The organism is Olivibacter sp. EAT-5 (assembly GCF_044784325.1).
Taxonomy (GTDB): Bacteria; Bacteroidota; Bacteroidia; order Sphingobacteriales; family Sphingobacteriaceae; genus Olivibacter; species Olivibacter oleidegradans.
Genome location: NZ_CP173028.1, coordinates 3,389,722 through 3,408,921, shown reverse-complemented (window position 1 = coordinate 3,408,921; position 19,200 = coordinate 3,389,722). Strand labels below are relative to the sequence as shown.

The 19,200-nt window shown below is 42.8% G+C and carries 13 protein-coding genes; 4 read left to right on the top strand and 9 right to left on the bottom strand.

The window, feature by feature from the left end; translation table 11 throughout:
- Positions 1-139: 139 nt before the first annotated feature.
- The 7 genes from ACH11B_RS14005 to ACH11B_RS13975 are packed head-to-tail and all read right to left on the bottom strand — an operon-like array spanning position 140 to position 11,197.
- On the bottom strand, positions 140-1,846 hold the full coding sequence (locus ACH11B_RS14005) for a RagB/SusD family nutrient uptake outer membrane protein (protein ID WP_377610323.1): 1,707 nt from the start codon (positions 1,844-1,846) through the stop codon (positions 140-142).
- 32 nt (positions 1,847-1,878) lie between these two features.
- Entirely contained in the window at positions 1,879-5,139 is a 3,261-nt protein-coding gene (locus ACH11B_RS14000) for a SusC/RagA family TonB-linked outer membrane protein (protein ID WP_377610321.1), read from the bottom strand.
- A gap of 50 nt (positions 5,140-5,189) precedes the next feature.
- Entirely contained in the window at positions 5,190-6,101 is a 912-nt protein-coding gene (locus ACH11B_RS13995) for a sugar phosphate isomerase/epimerase family protein (protein WP_377610319.1), read from the bottom strand.
- Between the two features lie 16 nt (positions 6,102-6,117).
- The gene (locus ACH11B_RS13990) at positions 6,118-8,244 is read right to left on the bottom strand and encodes a PQQ-binding-like beta-propeller repeat protein (RefSeq protein ID WP_377610317.1); all 2,127 of its coding nucleotides are present in this window, start codon (positions 8,242-8,244) and stop codon (positions 6,118-6,120) included.
- Between the two features lie 20 nt (positions 8,245-8,264).
- A complete protein-coding gene (locus ACH11B_RS13985; protein WP_377610315.1) occupies positions 8,265-9,167 on the bottom strand; it encodes a phytanoyl-CoA dioxygenase family protein in 903 nt (300 codons plus the stop codon).
- A 13-nt stretch (positions 9,168-9,180) separates the two neighbouring features.
- Positions 9,181-10,338 (bottom strand): Gfo/Idh/MocA family protein, encoded by a 1,158-nt coding sequence (locus ACH11B_RS13980; RefSeq protein WP_377610313.1) that lies wholly within the window; start codon positions 10,336-10,338, stop codon positions 9,181-9,183.
- Complete coding sequence (locus ACH11B_RS13975) at positions 10,331-11,197, bottom strand: sugar phosphate isomerase/epimerase family protein (RefSeq protein ID WP_377610311.1); 867 nt, start codon at positions 11,195-11,197, stop codon at positions 10,331-10,333. Before ACH11B_RS13975 ends, ACH11B_RS13980 begins: the two co-directional genes overlap by 8 nt.
- 163 nt (positions 11,198-11,360) lie before the next feature.
- Here ACH11B_RS13975 and ACH11B_RS13970 point away from each other — a divergent pair, with 163 nt between their 5' ends.
- Both ACH11B_RS13970 and ACH11B_RS13965 read left to right on the top strand, forming a co-directional pair.
- Positions 11,361-12,431: a LacI family DNA-binding transcriptional regulator gene (locus ACH11B_RS13970; protein WP_377610309.1), complete on the top strand. Its 1,071-nt coding sequence runs from the start codon at positions 11,361-11,363 to the stop codon at positions 12,429-12,431.
- A gap of 143 nt (positions 12,432-12,574) precedes the next feature.
- Positions 12,575-13,360, top strand: a complete 786-nt coding sequence (locus tag ACH11B_RS13965) for a helix-turn-helix domain-containing protein (RefSeq protein ID WP_377610307.1) — start codon at positions 12,575-12,577, stop codon at positions 13,358-13,360.
- Positions 13,361-13,465: 105 nt separating this feature from the next.
- On the opposite strand, the gene ACH11B_RS13960 is transcribed toward ACH11B_RS13965, so the two are convergent.
- Positions 13,466-14,494: a glycoside hydrolase family 5 protein gene (locus ACH11B_RS13960; protein ID WP_377610305.1), complete on the bottom strand. Its 1,029-nt coding sequence runs from the start codon at positions 14,492-14,494 to the stop codon at positions 13,466-13,468.
- A 160-nt stretch (positions 14,495-14,654) separates the two neighbouring features.
- On the opposite strand from ACH11B_RS13960, the gene ACH11B_RS13955 reads away from it, so the two are divergent.
- Together ACH11B_RS13955 and ACH11B_RS13950 are read left to right on the top strand one after the other, a co-directional pair.
- Positions 14,655-16,106 carry a glycoside hydrolase family 140 protein gene (locus tag ACH11B_RS13955; RefSeq protein ID WP_377610303.1) on the top strand — a complete coding sequence of 484 codons (1,452 nt, stop codon included), beginning with the start codon at positions 14,655-14,657 and terminating at the stop codon, positions 16,104-16,106.
- Between the two features lie 251 nt (positions 16,107-16,357).
- A complete protein-coding gene (locus ACH11B_RS13950) occupies positions 16,358-16,606 on the top strand; it encodes a hypothetical protein (RefSeq protein WP_013665879.1) in 249 nt (82 codons plus the stop codon).
- Between the two features lie 94 nt (positions 16,607-16,700).
- On the opposite strand, the gene ACH11B_RS13945 is transcribed toward ACH11B_RS13950, so the two are convergent.
- On the bottom strand, positions 16,701-19,175 hold the full coding sequence (locus ACH11B_RS13945; RefSeq protein ID WP_377610301.1) for a DUF1963 domain-containing protein: 2,475 nt from the start codon (positions 19,173-19,175) through the stop codon (positions 16,701-16,703).
- Positions 19,176-19,200 lie beyond the last annotated feature (25 nt).

The window sequence follows — 19,200 nt, the reverse complement described above, 5'->3', positions numbered from 1 at the left end:
ATCGGAACAGTCGTTGTGGCGCGTAATCTATTAAACAGATGCTGCGCTCTGTAGATATCGCTTTTAATCATCGGAAGATTGATTTACATCAAGACAAACCCACTTCCTAAGAATAAACAAAGGAAGTGGGACCTCTGCATCACCATCCAGGGTTATTCACCATACCAGGATTTGAATTGATCTCCTCTTCGGGGATAGGAAAAAGTAAATGTGCGTTATTCCGACGCTTGATGATATTATTTGCATCCACGCCAATGGCGTTCATCACCGGCAAATAAATCCCCCATCTGCGTAAATCCCAAGCGCGTACACCTTCCAAATGGAGTTCACGACGCCGTTCTTCCAAAACAAAAGACCTGAATTGTTGCTGATCCATATTACCTACCGATTGCAAAGAGGCGTTGCTTCTCCGACGAATAGCGTTAAGTGCTTCATAGGCTTCTGATGTAGGACCATTCACCTCATTTTCCGCCTCTGCAAAAATCAGTAAGGTTTCAGCATAACGCAAAAAGGGATAAGGCATATCGGCTCGATAGAGCGTACGATCGGTAACCTGGGCATATTTGGCTGCCATAGCAACGTGCCAGTTATCCGGAGCATAATTATCTGTTGGTTGATAACCTTCTTCCGTTGGCACCGTTGCACTGTTCTTTACCTTTAAACTATCTTTCCCGGGATAATATTGCCAAGCTGCGTTAGCGAAAAGCTGATAACGATGTATGACCCCTTTTCGGATACGTTCATCCTGTTCTTCAAATAGATCATACCAATGATCAGACAACGCCCAATGCCCTCCGTCGATTGAACCATGTGGTAAGATCACACCGACATATTGATACGAAAGAAAATTCCCAAATTCCTCACTATTGGTGGCATTCATTTGCCAGAAGTGCTCGCCTCTGTTTCGGTTGGCAATGGACCACACATCCATGTAGCTTGGAAATAAATTAAAATTCCCTCCCGCTTTGGCAACGTCAATCACTTCTTTAGCTTTGTCCCGCGCTAACTTAAAATAGGCTGCGGCATCAAAAGACTCATAACCCGCCACAACTTGCTTTGTATGCGTTAGCGGAACGGGTGGGATACGAGTAAGCACTCCATCTATCGTTGCCGTTTGCGCACCGCCCATTACCGTTAGCTGTGCACCTGCAAGTGCTCCTGATGCCATGGTGGTATAAACCTTCGCCAACATGGTTTTGGCCGCTTCTTGGCTAATACGACCGATCTCGTGCTTGCTATTCTGTTTCGAATACAGCTGTGTTTCCGCCAATTGCAATTCTTCAATAATATAAGCGTAAACGTCGCTCACGGGAGATCTTGGCAAAGCGACATTCCCTACCCCCACATCGACGATCGATTCTTTATGAATAGGCACCGGACCAAAAGCTTGTACCAGCACAAAATAAGCCCAGGCTTTTAGAAAATGTAGTTGCCCAAGCGCGTTGTTTTTGGCAGCCTCATCAAAAGTCATCTCTTCTATCCTTTTGATGGCCACATTACAACGTTGTATCAGTGCGTAAGGTCCTGACCAATACGTCCGTAAATCGTTCTTAGCAGAAGTACCCAAGAAGTTGCCGGCGCCTAAGTTCGAAAACGCCCAATCTTTACCGGTGATATCATCGCAATCCATTTCGTGTGGACGATTCCATACAGCGTAGGCAAAAAAATTGCCGCTGTTTAAAGTATTCAGGGCGCCATTTACCCATAAATTAGCATCCTGTTCAGAGCTCTTACCCAATTGATCAGGCGAAACAAAGTCATAAGGTGTTTCCTCCAAGGCTTTTTCGCACGCCCCGTTTAAAATGAATATTGTGCTGAGCAATAAGATATATTTTGTAGCGTTCATTATTTTTAGTTTTATAAGTTATCCATTGCTAGTTAAAGTGATGCCTTTAGTCCTAAAGTAAACATACGGCTATTAGGATAGGAGTTCATATCTACACCTCTACGCGAGGCGTCTCCACCAAAAGAGTTTACATCCGGATCAAACCAGCTATAATCGGATATAGTGAATACATTGCTAACGGAGAAATAAAGGTTTAAAGCAGAAAGGTATTTTGATCGCGGTGTAAAGGTATAACCCAGGTTAATATTCTTCAGGCGTACAAAGGTTCCATCCTCAATGAAACGGTCTGAGAATAAGTAAGCTCGTGAGGCTGACGCGTTTGCTTTCGGCCATTTTGCATTTTCTGTATTATCTGGCGTCCAACGTGTATCGTAAGCAAACTGCGGAATGTTACCCAATTGGCTCATGGTTACCTTTAATAGGTTAGAATTAAGAATATCCCCTCCAACTGAACCTTGGACAAAAACCGACAAGGTAAACTTTTTATAACTGAAATTATTAGTTAGGCCAAAAATATAATTGGGATTGGTGTTTCCTATAATTGCACGGTCGGTCGTTTGAGAAATACCGGAAGGATCATCATCTACATTTTGGTATTTGATCTCACCAACTTTAGCGAGTTGTTCCGCAGCAGAAAGCGATGCATATTGCGGGTCGGCCTTCACTTCTTCGATTGAATCGTAGAAGCCGTCTTCTTTCAAGCCAAAAATCGTTCCGATCGCATGGCCATTCCGCTGTAAAAATATCTGATCAAATGGATACCATAGCCTGTTTGCGTATTGATCTGCAGGTAAATCTAAAATCTTATTTCGGTTAAAGGCAATATTGCCCGAAACGTCCCACTTAAAGGTCGCACCCTGAATCAGCGAAGCATCTGCGGTGATTTCCAACCCCTTATTTTCAACGGTCCCAAAATTGGTTAACATCGTACGGAAGCCTGAGCTCATCGGAATTTGTATAGATTGCAACAGGTCTTTTGTCCTTTTTAAATATACATCAACCGTTACATTCACTCTGTTTTTCCAAAACCCCATATCCATTCCTGCATCATACTGAGTGGTTGTTTCCCACTTAATATTTTCATCGACAAAGCCCTTGTTTTCATCAATTGAAAAACCACTGAGAATAGAGCCGTTAATAGGCACGTTACTTACTACGGTGCTATATACACTTCCATAGGGGCCAATACCCTGATTTCCCGTTTGTCCATAACTGGCGCGCAGCTTCAAGTTCGAAAAAACATTCAGTTCTTTTACGAAACTTTCTTCCCCCGCATTCCACGCTAAAGCAAAAGAAGAGAAGTTGGCCCATTTGTTGTTTTCCGCAAATTTGCTCGATCCGTCCCGCCGAAAAGAAGCGGTAAATAGATATTTACCCAGATAGCTGTAATTAACACGGCCAAGAAAAGACATCAGCGAGTTTTCCTGCCGACCATTCTGCAAGGGAGAAGGCACCAAACCGGCACGTAAGTTAAAGTTTTTGGTGATATCCGTCGGAAAATTCGTGGCACTCATGGTTTGGTAATCCGCGTCACCTTGCTCGTAAGTAAATGCCCCCATGGCATTAATGCTGTGTTTCTCATCATATACTTTATTGAAACTCAATATGGCCTCCGAGGTAAACTGTTTATAGTTATTGTCACCGATAGAACCTCTTCCATAAATAGGCGCCCTCCCTTCGTTGATATCTCTACCATAATAAGTTTCCCTTTTATTGGTATTGTAATTATAACCAATACGCTCACGGAGATTCAAAAACGGTGTAAAGTTGAGCTGAATGTAAGCACCTGTATACACACGGGTAGAATAGGTCATATCTCGCGAAGAATGTAAGGTTTTATAGGGGTTAGCGAGATTACTATTATTGATTGCGTTTTCCCGAAGATCCGAATTCGGATCATCCAAAGGATAGGTAGGTGGAAAATACAACGCAGAGCTGATTAAACTTGGCTGTGCACCTGAGGTATTTGTTTTGCCAAATTGAAAGGTTGTATAAGAAACATTGTTGTTAGTTCCTACCAATAAGAAATCATTGATCTTCCTTTCTACATTTAGTTGCGCATTATACCGCTTAAAACCCGAATTAATGATAATTCCTTTCTGATTCAAGTAATTTCCTGAAAGGGAATAAGTACCCTTATCATTTCCTCCTGAAAACCGTAATGTGTAATCTTGTGATACGGCATGATGGAAAATCTGATCCTGCCAATTGGTACCACGAAATCCCGTCGGATAAGCGGTCCCTTCCGGTAAACCGGTTAAATAATCCTCCGGTTTAGGTGTATAAACCTCTCTACCCGTTACCTGATCTAACGTAACTTCCCCGGGGAAGGGAACCGTCAACGCGGTACCTTCATAAGTACTATAATTTGCATACGCTTCATTTTGGAAAAGCGCATAGTGATAAGCATCCAACATGTCTACACGTTTGGAAACACTAGCTAATGAGGTATTGGAAATAAACTCTACCTTATCTACACCGGCGGCTCCCTTTTTCGTTGTAATCAACACCACCCCATTGGCACCTCTTGAGCCATAAATCGCCGTCGCCGATGCATCTTTAAGCACCTCAATACTTTCTATATCCTGCGGGTTAAGAAAAGACAACGGATTGATAGTTTGGAAATTATCTTCTGCTCCTGCTGGTGTCTGGGCCGAAGTAAAAGGAATACCGTCTACAACATACAACGGTTCACTGCCCGTAAATGAGTTGGTGCCTCGAATGGTAATGCTAATGCCGGCACCCGGGGCTCCATCGTTCCGATTGACATTAACCCCTGCAATACGCCCTTGTAAGCTCTCATTTACGCTAAAAGGAATTGCTTTCGTTAACTCATCACCTTTTACAGAAGCTACCGCGCCCGTAAGGTCCCTTCTGTTAATGGTACCATAACCAATGGCCACCACCTCATCAAGCATGGTGCTCGCAAGGGAAAGGCTGATGTTCATAGTAGCGCTATTTCCGACAACCTGTTCCACCGAAGTGTAGCCCACAAAACTGAACATTAATATTCCACCTTGACTAGGAATTGGCATGCGAAAGCTACCTTTTGCGTCTGTTTGAACGACTGTACCGGTATTTTTCAACCGGACACTTACCCCAGGTAAGGTCTCCCCGTTGGTATCCGTTACAGTACCACTTATTACCCTTGTAGCTTGCTGTGCCACAGCGGTTGCTGCCCATATCATGAAGAATAGACAGAAGAAGAAAACCTTCTTAGCGCAGCAGGACGACTTGCGTCCACTTTTTAGGCAAAGCGGTCCCCGGCTGACATCATTTAATTGTGTCTTCATACATTTAGATTTGTTTAGTAAATGGTTAGTTAGGCTTTAATAGTAAATATCTATGGCCTATGTGTTGATTTTTTTAATTGTGTTTTTATACGCTCCAATCCTTCGAGATTTTTCTTTAACGCCACTTCGGGATCTTGTTCCAAACCGTCATTGATAATACCGATGGGACCCCTATAGGGGCTCGACGCAATCAGCTTTAGTAATTCCAGTTCCCTGTTGCCCCAACCTACGGGCACCAATTTTAAATCATCCTCTTGTTTCAGCCCAACCACATTGATAGCCATAAGATAGGGGAGGATTTTCGGAAAAAAATCGGGGAATCGTTCCAGGTGCTTCTGTGCATGGTGAAAATTGTATACAATCCCGATATTCGGCATTTTGAGATAGTTGATAACTGCTAGTTGGTTCTCCGGCTCACTAAACCAGCCATCGTAATGATATAAACCGACCTTACAGCCTACCTTCCGGGCTTCTTCGGCAATATAGCGCACCGACTTTGCCACTCTCTTCACTTTTTCGTCCTGATTTAAGCTATCGAGTCCTTCAATACCATTCACCCATACCCAGATCTCTGTTTTAGCCCGATTCCTTTTTAAAGCTTCGGTGATCAATTTCAAGTCGCCTTCTCCCTCAGGGTCGCCCCCTGCATACAACCAAAAAGCTTGTAACTTGATACCATGTTGCTTTAGGGTTTGTATTTCTTCATCAAAAGTAGCCACATGCTCTTTTCGCCAATCATAAGCTAGGCGTTTCAAGCCCAGCTGGTCTAACATGGATGCCCGCTCTTCAGGTTTACGCTTTTTACTATCGAAAGGCACAATACACCAGGCAACCAGGTTATCTTTCTCAAAAAGCGACAAATTAAGCTCGCCTTTCGATTTGCCAACCTGCTGCGCCCAACTCGGCGTAAAAACAGCAAATATCAAGCAGCTCAACAGCACAATATTGTTTAGTTTAATCATCGTTTAGTTTTTTTAGTTAAGGAAGTGTGTAAGCTATATAAACGTCTCCGGTTTTCCCCCCCAGTTTTCCACCGCCGGTAGCTGGAATCAATACATATTGCTTTCCTTTTACTTCGTAGGTACTTGGCGTTGTGTACCCACCAAAAGGCAATTTCGTTTCCCATAGTAGTTTACCGGTATCTCGATCGAAAGCTCTCAGTTTTTCGTCACCGGTAGCGGCCACGAACACCAGCCCACCGGCGGTTGCAATGCAGCCTCCAAAATTCTCTCTTCCTGTAATCGGGAAACCGGCCGCCGTTAACTCCGGATATTCACCCAAAGGTACTTTCCATTTAATCTTTCCGCTTCGCAAGTCAACAGCATTTAAAGTTCCCCAGGGCGGCTTAACGGCGGGATACCCATTCGGATCCAAAAATTTAACATATCCTAAAGAGCGAAAGATCAGCTGTTTCTTGTCAGACAGTAGATTTTGCTGCTGCCGGTCGAGCAAAAAGCTGGTTAAATCCTGCATATCCTTCTCCTCTATCTGTGCAAAAGCCGGCATGGCGTTCTTACCGGATCGGATAATTTCACTAAGCCCTTTTTGATCGTATTTCTTTGATAAATTAGTGAGTGCCGGAATGCCACCTTGACCTTTTCTTTCCCCACCGTGGCAGCTTTGGCATCCCATCTTCAGATACACTGCATTACCCGCGCTGATAGGCCTATCGCTTTCGGTATTGTTTAGTTGATTCACATTCTGCATATGAATAACCCAAGGCAGTTCATTTGCATTCACAAAAAGCAACTGGTTCGACTCATCTACCGCTCCCCCACCCCATTCAGCTCCCCCATGGATTCCGTAATAAATGATGCCTTTTTCAGAAGGAGGAACAAACCAACCCGCATCAGCGTTTTTAAATATCCTTTGCGCATACTCCCTAGCCTCTTTCGTACGGTCCGTAAGATCTTCTGCCGTCACTATCTGCCTACTAAAAGGCTCCGGCCAGGAAACGTAGGGTTGCGTCGGGTAGGCATGCTCTCCCGGTAAGCTACTGCCTGGAACCGGGCGCTCCTCTACCTTGGATAGGATTTCGCCGGTCAATCGATTAAATAAAAGTACATGACCGGTTTTTGTGAGCTGAATAAGACCAGGCACTTTTTCCCCTTTCACCTCAAGCATACAAAGAATCGGTGCACAGGGTAAATCAAGGTCCCAAAGATCATGATGTATCGCCTGATAATGCCATTTGTAATTTCCCTTTCCAGCGTCTAGAGCCACAACAGAGTTTCCGAATAGCTGCTGCCCCCCGTTATTCCCACGATAAAAATCGTCCTTAGGTTGACCGGTAGCAAAATAAACCATACCGTTTTCAACATCCAAGGCAAGACCACCCCACGCATTAACCCCGGCACCCTTACGATAAAAAGAAGAATCACCCCAAGTCTCATACCCTCGCTCACCGGGATGTGGAATGGTATTAAACAACCATTGTCTTTTACCGCTATATACATCATAAGCGCTAACGTTAGCCGGCGAGCTCCAGCTCATGGTACCTACGATCACAAGGTCCTTAAAAATTATGGGGGCTGCCGGAGCGGTAATAGCCATCTGTTCTTTCGGCTTTACCAGTCCATCATTCAAATCAATTCGTCCCTGATCGCCAAAACTGAGCACTGGCTTTCCGGTTTCTTTAGCTACAGCATACAGAAAACCGCCTGCTGTGTAAAATAGGCGCTCATCATCACCATTTTTTGAGCGCCAACAGGCCAGACCGCGATTGATTCCGCCAAATTTCTCCCCTCTACGAGCTGGATTGAAGCGCCAGATTTCTTTTCCATTTTCCGCATTCACTGCTATTAAGTGCTGCGCTGGTGTCGTAGCGTACATAACGCCCTCTATAACGAGCGGATTACATTGCACATTTCCGGAAGAATCGCCCGAATGATATGCCCACGCCTCCCGAAGCAAATGCACATTGGAACGGTTGATACTGCTCAACTTTTTAAATTTCTGCTGTCCTGCGTCCCCTCCTGCAAAGGCCCAATCAGTAGAGAATTCCTTCCTTGATTCCTTCTTCCCACAATGAGTAAGAAATAAACAGGAGAAGAGCAAAATATAATAATACAGAGCAACATCTTTATGATTGGGTAGCGGTATCATGTTTGCGCAAGGATAAAGGATTAAATAGTTGGTTGATATGTTAAAGGGCTGTCTGGAAAATTATACTCCCATTTCCAGGTGTCTTCCATATTAGGGTAACGTTGGCGACAATCCAGATATTCTTGCATCATCTCTCTCATAGTTGGGGTCAGGCGTTTCAGATAATCAGGCGTTAACAAATTGGCATTTAAGAGATAAAAATGCCAGGTAGGTGGGTAATTTGCACTGTGATATCCCATGTGCAGAGTTCTGCGTGGCACGTTCATTTTTTCGGTATAACCACGATGTATCAGATTATTATTGTATAGTACTGCTTGTCCGGCTTTGAGGGTTACCGGAATACCGCCCGGCATCTCCGCTCCAACGGGTGCGTAGTGCTTTGACCCTCCAAAAGCTACCTTCTCTGCTTCGGTATTGGGTCTATTGTGGCTACCAGGAACGATCCATAGAGAATTTTCCGCTACCAATGGCAAGTTAATCTGTACACTGTTATGAAAACGTTGTGGAGAGAACAGCCAGTCTTCTATTTCATTCTGCGGAATCTGAATCACATCCCGATGCCATCCCAATGAGTAAGAGGTGCCCTCATTGGCGGCCAATATGGAAGCATTGTTAATGATTAAGTTCGGCCCGATTAGCTTCTCGACTGTGTCAAGAATAACCGGATGATGAAAGGCATGGTGGATAGATTCAGTACCTGGCTTCGTGAGCAAATGGAAATAGTACTGTCGCGCCTCTTTGCCGAAATCGCTCAATTCGTCTCCCAAGTGTTGAAAAGCAGCAGTACGCGCCGGACTGTCGTCGGCTTTAATTTTTGGACTAATTAATTCATCCATCAGCATACGAAAATCGTCAATTTCCTGCTGGCTCAATACATCGATGATAAGATAACCATCCTGTTCAAATTGTTCTTTAGCTGTCATTCCTATAAATATGTTAAAGTAATACCTGCTGTTTAGTCTTTGCAGACTCCAGTCCCGCTTCTAACACGCGAAGGGTTTGCCAACCATCCCTGAAATTTGGTTCAATAGATCCCTTACTGACGATTGCTTCCATAAAGTCGGCCACCGCATGGACAAAAGTGTGTTCATAGCCGATGATATGTCCAGCCGGCCACCAATGATCGGTATAAGGATGAACAGGTTCAGTGGCTAGAATTCTCCGAAAGCCTTGCTGTACAAGTTCCTCTTGGCGCGAGAAGAACTGTAGTTCGTTCATGCGTTCCAAGTTAAAGGTCAGGCTCCCGTCGCTACCGTATATTTCAAAGGTCAGGCTGTTTTTTCTTCCGGTTGCAAAACGTGTCGCTTCGAACGATCCAATCGCTCCATTTACAAATTGTACCTGCATAAGCGCGGCATCCTCCACCGAGACCTTGCCCATTTGATTCCCCCGTGCTTTGCCCTGTAGGTTGCCTGTAGATGACTCATCTGCCAATGGACGTTCCTTGACAAAGTTTGCTGTAAGGGCCATTACCGATTTTATCTCCCCCACCAGATAATGGGCTAAGTCGACCGCATGTGAATTTAAATCCCATTGCGGCCCCGCCTGTGCCACGTTTTTATCGAGTTGCCAAGTTAACGGAAACATAGGATCTACAATCCAGTCCTGCTGGTAAGCACAGCGCCAATGAAAAATTCGCCCAATTTTTCCGTCATTGATCAGCCGTTTCGCCAATGCAATTGCGGGCACCCGTCTATAGTTATGATTCAGATAATGCACCACGCCCCGATTCTCGCATACCTGCCACATCTCTTCCGCCTGCCTGCTGCTCATGGCTAGGGGTTTTTCACAAAATATATGCTTCCCTTCTTTTGCTGCTGCTATTACCACTTCATGATGAAGGTGCTGCGGTAGCGCAATATCTATAACATCGATAGTGGGATCATTAACCAGCTTTCGCCAATCGGTTTCCGTTTGCTCCCAGCCCCACTGTTTGGCAAACGCTCCAAGGGCTTCTGCATGCCGTCCGCACACCGTTTTTAACACGGGGTTACAGGGCAGATCAAAAAACAAAGGAGCTTTTTTCCATGCGTTACTATGTGCACGACCCATAAACTTGTAACCAATCAACCCAATACAAAGTGCTTTATCCATAAATGATTTGTTTAGTAATATGCTTTAACGTTTCGATACTTTGGTTCACCACTTCTCTTTCCCTATTGGTATATTTTGGATGCAAGCAATCAATTTCGACTGCTAAAAATCCTTGATAATCCTGAGCCTGTAGTATACGTGCGAGAGCAGCGTTATCTATTAGTCCTTCTCCCGTCGGCACGCAAGAGAAAAAATACCACTCATTAACCGGCACACCCTTTACCGGTAACAGGTCTTTAATATGGGTAGCATAAACATATGGAGCCAATTTCTGCATTGCTTGTATCGGGTCGTCCAGCACACGAAGAAAATTTCCTGTATCGAAGTTTACGCCGAAATACTTGGAATCAATCCGCTTAACCAGTTCCAGTATTTCTTCGGCATTGAAATCAATATGGTTTTCAACAGCAAGTTTTATATCATATTTTTTCGCCACCTTTACTGCCTGTTCGAATTGTTCGGTGAGTAAGTCTAGCTGCTTCCGATGGTCTTCAAATCTGAATTGAAGGCTACTCCCCACTACGCGCATCACGGACGCGCCTATCTGATGTGCATACTCAATATGTTCTATTAGCTCGTCCAATGCCTTCAAATTCTTACCGCCCTCTAAACCATCCGGATGTCCCCAGGCATACACCCTATCCAATCCTAAATTGTCCAATTGCTGCTTCACCGCTTTTAGGTATTCCGGGTTAAACCGAGGAATAAAACAGGATTCTAAGGAAACCCCATCAATTTCGAACTCATCCAATTGCGCTAAAAAAGTTTCAAAAGACAAACGTTGATCCGGCTCATCCTGCATAGGATATACTTCTCCAAACAGCCTATGGAAACAGTAACTATCAATACCGATCTTCATAATACGCATTATTTTAGGTTTACAAATTTATAATGGTGTACGTTAACTTTTTTCTTTATAGAAATAGTTAACGTTAACTATAGAGACAAAACTATAAGATTATTAAAAACATTGCAAATTTTTTTAATATTTTTTTGTTTTATTCCTTCAGCTTTCTATACATTTGAAAAAAAAACGCAAAGCCATTAAAACCAAGAATAAAGTCATCGGAATCAAAGATATTGCAGAACATGCCCAGGTATCCATTGGGCCGGTAGATCGTGTACTGCATAATCGAGGAGGCGTATCCGAAGCTACTCGGCAACGCATTTTAAAAGCGATTGAGGAATTAGGATATAAACCGAACATCCTGGCCAGTCGTTTAAAATCGGGCAAGGTGTACACATTCGCCGTCCTAATACCGAAGGCGACCAAAAAAATACCCTTTTGGCAGCAACACCAAGAAGGTTTTGACCGCGCACTTAAAGAGCTAGAGCAATATGGCATTCAAATAGAGGTTTTCCATTTTTATCAGAATAAGGAGCAGTCGTTCAAACAAGCTGTTGACAAAGCGATTGCCGGTAATTTCGACGGCTTTTTGATCGTTCCGATCTTTCGTAAAGAAAGTGATCGTTTGATTCTGCATTGCAAGGACCAGGGAATACCGGTTATTTTCTTCGATAGCAATTTACAAGAGGTAGATGCTCTCAGCTTCATCGGTCAACATTCGCATGACAGTGGCAAACTAGCAGCTGATATACTACATCATTGCCTAGACCCCGAAGAGGAACTCCTTGTAGTACGCATTGTCGAAAAAGAGGACAACCATTCTCATTTTTTAGCAAGAGAACGAGGCTTTAATAATTTTTTTCGACGTCAAAACCGCATCATCCACCATTATGCGGCAGAGAACCTAAACGACAAAGCGTTAAAGGCCGCTTTAGTACACTTTATAAATACGCATAACCGTGTAAAGGGCATATTCGTCAGCAATGCTATACATAAAGTGGCCTCAATCTTTGAAGAGGAAGGTATACATAATGTTAAATTGATTGGCTACGATCTCATCGAAGAAAATGTTGCTTATTTAAAAAAAGGTGTGATCAATTTCCTTATTAATCAGAAACCTCAATATCAAGCATATTTGGGAATCAAACTTTTATATGAGTATCTCGTATTGAAACGACCCATCGAAAAGGCTTATTTTATGCCCTTGGATATACTAATGAAAACTAATATAGACTATTATCGGTAGCGCGACTTAACTACAGGCAGTATTTTCATCATGTTTATGCTATGATCGGTCAACACAAAAATAATCCGAAAACAATTATACGAACAAGTGTACCTTTTCGCCAACACGATTGTTTCCGGATTATTTCCACAGACACATATCATTTGAACGAACCCATACATTATCATGAAAATTTCGAATTGGTCTTTCTTAGCAATGCGCGTGGAGTCACGCGACGGGTGGGCGATCATGTCAGCGAATTGAGAACTGACCACGAGCTTGTCCTTATTGGGCCTAATCTACCGCATGGATGGGATCGTGTGCGGGGCGGTGAAAAAACCATCAAAGAGTTTGCCATCCAATGGCCTAACGATTTATTCGATGACAAGCTGCTTCGTCGACACCAATTCTCCGATTTGCGGCATTTACTGGATCGCTCTAATCGAGGACTTGCCTTTAGTCAACCTACCATACAAGCTGTTCGGCTACGAATCGAAAGCATTCAATGGTCTGATAATTTTGACACCTTCCTCGAGCTCATCGGTTTATTACATCAACTGGCGTTAGATCGCGAGAACACTACCTTATCACGTCGATTGTATCAGGAACATATCGCAATAAAAGCGAACTGCCTACGTACTGAGAAAGCTCTGGCTTATATGAAACAGCACTATGGGCAAAACATTAGTCTTGCGAATTTGGCTGATTTGGTTAATATGACAGAAGGTGCTTTCAGTCGTTTCATCAAAAAGAAGACTGGTCAAAGCTTCATAGAAACACTCACTAATATACGAATTAATCGCGCCGTACGTTTGCTCGTCGAAACTTCTTTAAGCGTAAACGAGATCGCCTTTCAGTGTGGCTTCCAGAACCTTTCAAATTTTAATCGGCTTTTCAAAAAGGCGGAGGGGTTGACACCGACTCAGTTCAGGGCTAAATTCATGCCCTGAAACCTCTCCTAGTAATGCAGACTCCCTTCTAATATCTTATCCGTTGCCGCTTTTTTTTCACTGCCATCCATTAAAAAAGTAAAGCAGGAATCCGGCACCTGCCTGTTATTTCGTTCGTTCATTTGCTTCCAAGTAACGAGCCAGGATTTTTAGTTGAGGTTTATCTTTTCCGTTAATAGGTTCAACCGCCAGTTTATAGTTTCCCCACCTGGGTCCTGCCGCCCAGTAGGTGCCGTACACGCCGTTTTGCTGCATATAGGCTAATACCTTATCAAGTACTTCCAACCATCTTTCATCATCGTCAGGCACACCATATTCACCTACGAAACCCCTTTTTTTATGTTTCGCAAGCCAATCTATAAAAGGCTTCACTCTATTTACACCTATTTGTTCAGTGGCCTCTTCTTCCTCAAACGAATATTTATAAGCACCACTACCATCCTTGTCAAAGTAAACATGGGCTTCGTAAATGATTTTATTCGCAGGATCCTGCAGATCTTTGAGATGAGTGCTAAATTGCAACCACTTCGCGGCCGAACTCCATGCGTCGCCCCCTACTATGATAGGTGTTTCACTATCGACTATCCGAATCGCCGTTATTAATTGTTGTGCTATTTGAAACCAAGAATCAGTTGATGGCATGTCATGTGGTTCGTTCATCAATCCGTAACCCCAAATGTTCTTTTTATACCGCAACGCTTTCGCGATTTTCACCCATGCATCTACAAGAGAATTTGTTGAGATCTTGCTTGTCCCCACAAGTTCATAAACTTCCCCCACTTTTCTCCTGCAATAGTTATGCATATCCGGAATAATCCACAAATTTCTTTGAGCAGCATGATCAATAAAATCAATTATTCTTTTCAGTTCTGCCGTATCAAGAGGCCCGCCCATTACCGGTTGAATACGCTCCCATTTAAAAGGTAATCGAAATAATTTAAACCCTTTTGCTGCAAAGTAATCCAATTCCATTTCTGTTGGATAGTAATAATCTTCTCCGTAAACGCCAGGAAAATTTTCTCCGAAGTCGGCCCCTGCCAAGTTAAGTCCAAATGGTGCCGTCGGCCGAGTCTGTGAAAAACATACAGAACACAAAAGAAAAAGGCTAAACAAAAAAGTAATTTTTTTCATCATTTTTAACATGGTGATTCAAGCAATTATGAATGGATGATTTCAAAGCTACTGCTTTAATTGCCTGTCAAATAATACTTTTTAGGCCAATGTTGGTGTTTTCTTAACCCTTTTTTTATTCTCCGCTTGCGTGCGTTATATTAGCCAAATAAACTGAACAAAAATGCGTCAACCAACCATCTATCTATTTATTGTTCTCTTTCACTTAGGCTATCATACTAGCGTAGGTCAATTGCATATTAGTCCGGGAAAGCACTATATTGAAGAAGCCGGACGCCCTTTTCTTTGGATCGGCGACACTGCTTGGGAACTTTTCCATAAGCTGAGCCGTGAAGACGCCAAGTATTATTTGAAAACTCGAGCTAAACAAGGGTTCACGGTAATCCAAGCTGTTTTATTAGCGGAACAGGACGGCTTGCGAACACCAAACTATTACGGTGATCTCCCCTTATACGACTTCGACCCAAAAAAACCAAATGAAGCGTACTTTGAACATGTAGACACCATTATCAATATGGCAAGGGAGTTAGGCCTCTATCTCGCCATTTTACCAACTTGGGCCGACAAAGTTAAATCTGACAGACCTGGCAAAGGCCCCGTTGTTTTCAATACCGATAATGCATACGTATACGGTCGTTTTTTAGGCACACGTTACGCCAATAGCCCTGTCGTTTGGATGCTTGGAGGCGACAGAAACGTGTTGAATGACAGCGTAAAAGCGATTTGGGCACAAATGGCCAAAGGCTTACAGGCGGAAGGTAAACACGCGAAACTTATAACCTATCATCCGGCGGGAGAATCTTCATCATCTCAATGGTTTCATCAGGCATCTTGGCTTGGTTTCAACAGTTATCAAACCGGCCATGCATATCCCTATTTCCCTGTTTATAAATTTGCGGCTCGAGACTATGCCTTACAACCGATAAAACCCGTGATCGACGCGGAGCCCGCCTACGAAGATATTCCAATCCGTTTTTGGGAATTTATTGACTGGACCGGTAAAGAACGTGTGCCACCACATATACTAGATGACAAGAAACTGATCAAGGATAAAAATTTTTTTAAATATGGCTATTTTTCGGATTACGACGTTCGGGTACACGCCTACTGGAATTTTTTGTCAGGTGCGTGCGGATATACGTATGGTCATCATGCAATTTGGCAATTTTTCTCAGCAAACGATACGTTCGACATCCCCTGCCTCCAAGAGTGGAAAGCATCCCTTAAACGACCAGGTGCAGCTTCCATGCTACCATTGAAAAAGATCCTGACAGCACGAAACTTCGCACAGCTCATTCCCGATAACAGTTTAATTCTAGGCAAAAATAACAACGATAGCACCTATCTCTGCGCTGCGCGTGCAGAAGGCAACAGTTTTGCGTTAGTCTATGCTGCCCGTGGCCAACAATTTACTATCAATTCGACAATATTTAGCGGCAAACTCATTGCCCATTGGTATAGACCCAAAGATGGCTATATCATTCCGATTCCTTTATCTAAAGGATCACAACTACTTACATTTGTTCCGCCAACAAGCGGAAAAAATCACGATTGGCTCTTGGTTTTAGATGTCGAAGAAGCTAATTTGCCTAGTTTGTCATCTTCTTTCCCTTGATACACAAAGTGGCTACTTAGGCTTTTGAAAATATCGAAAGTCTCTTCTAGTATACTTTTAGACGAAGTTCATGCTTTTATTACTTATTTCGGACGATAGTCGAAGGGAAACTCACTAGTCCGCTCTTCAGTTCGTAATAATAAAATAATGACAAGACGCTATCGTGACATCCAGACCGGTATTTTATTTCGAAAAGCCAAATTAAATGGTTAAACTTGTATTAATTTAACAGCATTATTTTGTTAAATAATATGAAGAAAATAAGCAATATACAAATACCGGTTTTTGTCATTCATGAGCTCATCATCCGTCTGCAAGAAATCGACCCTTTAGTTGGCGAATACAAAAGCCATTACTTCTCAACAGAAGACGCTGTTGTTGAGACTAGTTATTTACAGCTGAGATTTCCTATGTATTTACTTCGAAAGCAATTTCAGGATCCGGAATTAATCAGTCAGGATGAACTACGACAGCAATTGCCTTTTTACTTAGGGGCTTAATACCAGTGGAGAGCTTGTTACACAGTACCATCGCAACTGCCACTATTTTACAACTTAACCACTTTCCTACTCAACGTTTCAACTATTCAACTACCTAACTGCTCTCCAAGCCACAATAAACATTAGAAAAATCTGCTTTAGCTAAATCACTTTTGTGAATAACGAAATAAATCTCACCCGCATCCCAGAAACAAAATCCAGGTAATCTATCTGAGCTGACCTTGAGTAACACCGTAAAGTCGTTAGCATTTCCTCGTAGCTGATTGGCTGCCTCAATTTGCGGAGAATCATGTTGTTTGAATACATAACTATTCATGCTATGTACCGGTTTTACAGATAAGGTGTGCTCCTCCAATTGTCTTCTCAAATTCTCTGTTTGTTCGTACTCTTCTTCCAGGGCCGATAAGCTGGCGGCTTTCCCTTTATACAGACTGTCATCATTATAAAAATGAGGCACACTTACATATTTACCAACCTTTACACGATAGGGAGCAAAAACACCGTGGTCATCATAAATAAAATCATCTTCTATCTCTAATTCGGCAGCCGAAATTAATACATCCGTTTCCTGAGCATAAATCACCTTGGCGTTAAAATCTTCCTGATCCGTAATGAAGAAATAGAGTAACCCTTGCCGAGGAAGGTAATTTTGATATGAGGCAAGTTCTTCACAATTTATTTGTGCAATGAACTGATATCCCATTACACGATTATCATAGGTTGTAAAAACGGGATAGGTAATGCCACATGGCAAATCAGGCAATCCTCCAAATCTCGTATTCCCTCGATCGGAATAATCATCCGGATCTGTGGTTTCTAATGCCACAGATGCAAAGGCTAATGATCTGATCCCCTCCCTATAAGGCTCCCAATATTCCTCCATGAGCGCGTAGCTCAACTGCTTTTCTAACTCGGTATCATAAAGGCCAGAAAAAACCGTCTCTTGAATCGGAACTGTCCCTTTCCCATCGGCCCCTTTATAGGTATAGTCAAGTAAATCTTGCTTTTTTTCCAGTTCCAAGGTCAACTTTTCGATATTTTCAATTCCATTTGGAAGAAACTCCAAGGGATTACGTGAAATGTCCAGACGGCACAATTTTGGTAAATCACACAATGCGGAAGGTACCGTGCGAAGTTGATTCCCTTCAAGCGAAAGCGATTTCAGCGAGGGGGAAAAGACTCCGGGTAATACTTCTAGTTTGTTATTAGATAAATTACAATATTCCAGCAGCGGAAGCGCCAGCAAATTTGGCGGAACGGACGTTGCCTGTGTTCCTGTTATAAATAACAAACGCAAATTATATAGAGCCGAAATCTCCTCAGGTATATTTTCTACCATATGCCATCCTCCTAATACTAGTTCTTTCAGCCTAGTGAAGCTACCTAATCTGGCGGGTAAATTCACTGGCATCGGTTCAATAGTACTATTCAGATCGTATGTGATACTCAACGTTTCCAGCGACGTATAATTATAAAATTCATCCGGCAAGCTGGATGCGTTGAAATTTCGTAGTCGTAAATGACGTGGTAAGTTAACCGGCGCTGAAAAAAGCTCTTCTAAGGAGGAAAAATGATAATGTTCCCAAGAAAGCACTTCTAAGGGAATTTTCTTCGCAAAAGAAACCTGATAACGAGTATCTTCCGTGATCGTTTGAAAATAACCGTTCATACCAATCCAACCGTCCTTTAACACCAGCTGTCCAAATAGTTCAAGGTTATAAGTAAAACCTCCTTTCCATAAATAAGCTTCCCGCTTTACATCATAGTCTTTTTCGAAGCTTATTGCACCCTTCGGCACCCCTTCCTGATAGATATTATTTAGCGAAAAGGTAAAGTATACCTCTCCATTTTGATAATCGTTCAGGATATGTGCATGAGCTATTTCATCATAATGATCAATACGGGCCTTTAGCGTTACGACAAGATCGCTTCCTGTGTTCCCATGAAGCGGAATGTGAGTTTCAGAGGTATCGAGATAGGAAAAATGCTTGCCATCAACCTGAAAGTATTCTTTATTATCTTGCGGTATATCAAAAAAAGTAGGTTCAGCATAAGTGTACTGTATTTCTTCGTCCTTCTTAAACCCACCAAACACTTGACTGATTCCTTGCCTCTGTAATTCGGCCGCTTCCTTAATAGCACCAAAAATGCGAATGCTCGAAAAAGACGTTTCAAATAATGGTAAAAAACTTTCCCAAAGATGGGATTCACAATCTCCAACGAAATCAACACTATAGGCTTCGTCAACCGCTATCGTTCCAAAATAGAAAAAATAACCCGCCTGGGTTATCACACGACAGATAGAAGCGGTATGACCATTAATTTCAAGGGTTTGCTCCGCCTGTAATTTACCCGGGCCACGTCGATTCAAACAGAAGTTAATGAATTTCTCCTTGAGTGATTGTCCTTTTTGTCTTGTGTAGTATGAATTTTCAATAGGACTCACGCCGATCGTCACCCATTCATCACCCTTGTTATACGTTGCACGAATACTTTCCAGCACAACTCCAGGGTTCTCGAAAATATCCGGCACTGTCATTTCAAATAAACTTGTCCTAATTGTTTGCATAGCCTATTAATCGGTTGAAAAATCA

Coding starts and splice junctions, on each gene's coding strand:
- ACH11B_RS14005 (WP_377610323.1), bottom strand. CDS start 1,846: ATGAACGCTACAAAATATATCTTATTGCTCAGCACAATATTCATTTTA.
- ACH11B_RS14000 (WP_377610321.1), bottom strand. CDS start 5,139: ATGAAGACACAATTAAATGATGTCAGCCGGGGACCGCTTTGCCTAAAA.
- ACH11B_RS13995 (WP_377610319.1), bottom strand. CDS start 6,101: ATGATTAAACTAAACAATATTGTGCTGTTGAGCTGCTTGATATTTGCT.
- ACH11B_RS13990 (WP_377610317.1), bottom strand. CDS start 8,244: ATGATACCGCTACCCAATCATAAAGATGTTGCTCTGTATTATTATATT.
- ACH11B_RS13985 (WP_377610315.1), bottom strand. CDS start 9,167: ATGACAGCTAAAGAACAATTTGAACAGGATGGTTATCTTATCATCGAT.
- ACH11B_RS13980 (WP_377610313.1), bottom strand. CDS start 10,338: ATGGATAAAGCACTTTGTATTGGGTTGATTGGTTACAAGTTTATGGGT.
- ACH11B_RS13975 (WP_377610311.1), bottom strand. CDS start 11,197: ATGAAGATCGGTATTGATAGTTACTGTTTCCATAGGCTGTTTGGAGAA.
- ACH11B_RS13960 (WP_377610305.1), bottom strand. CDS start 14,494: ATGATGAAAAAAATTACTTTTTTGTTTAGCCTTTTTCTTTTGTGTTCT.
- ACH11B_RS13955 (WP_377610303.1), top strand. CDS start 14,655: ATGCGTCAACCAACCATCTATCTATTTATTGTTCTCTTTCACTTAGGC.
- ACH11B_RS13950 (WP_013665879.1), top strand. CDS start 16,358: ATGAAGAAAATAAGCAATATACAAATACCGGTTTTTGTCATTCATGAG.
- ACH11B_RS13945 (WP_377610301.1), bottom strand. CDS start 19,175: ATGCAAACAATTAGGACAAGTTTATTTGAAATGACAGTGCCGGATATT.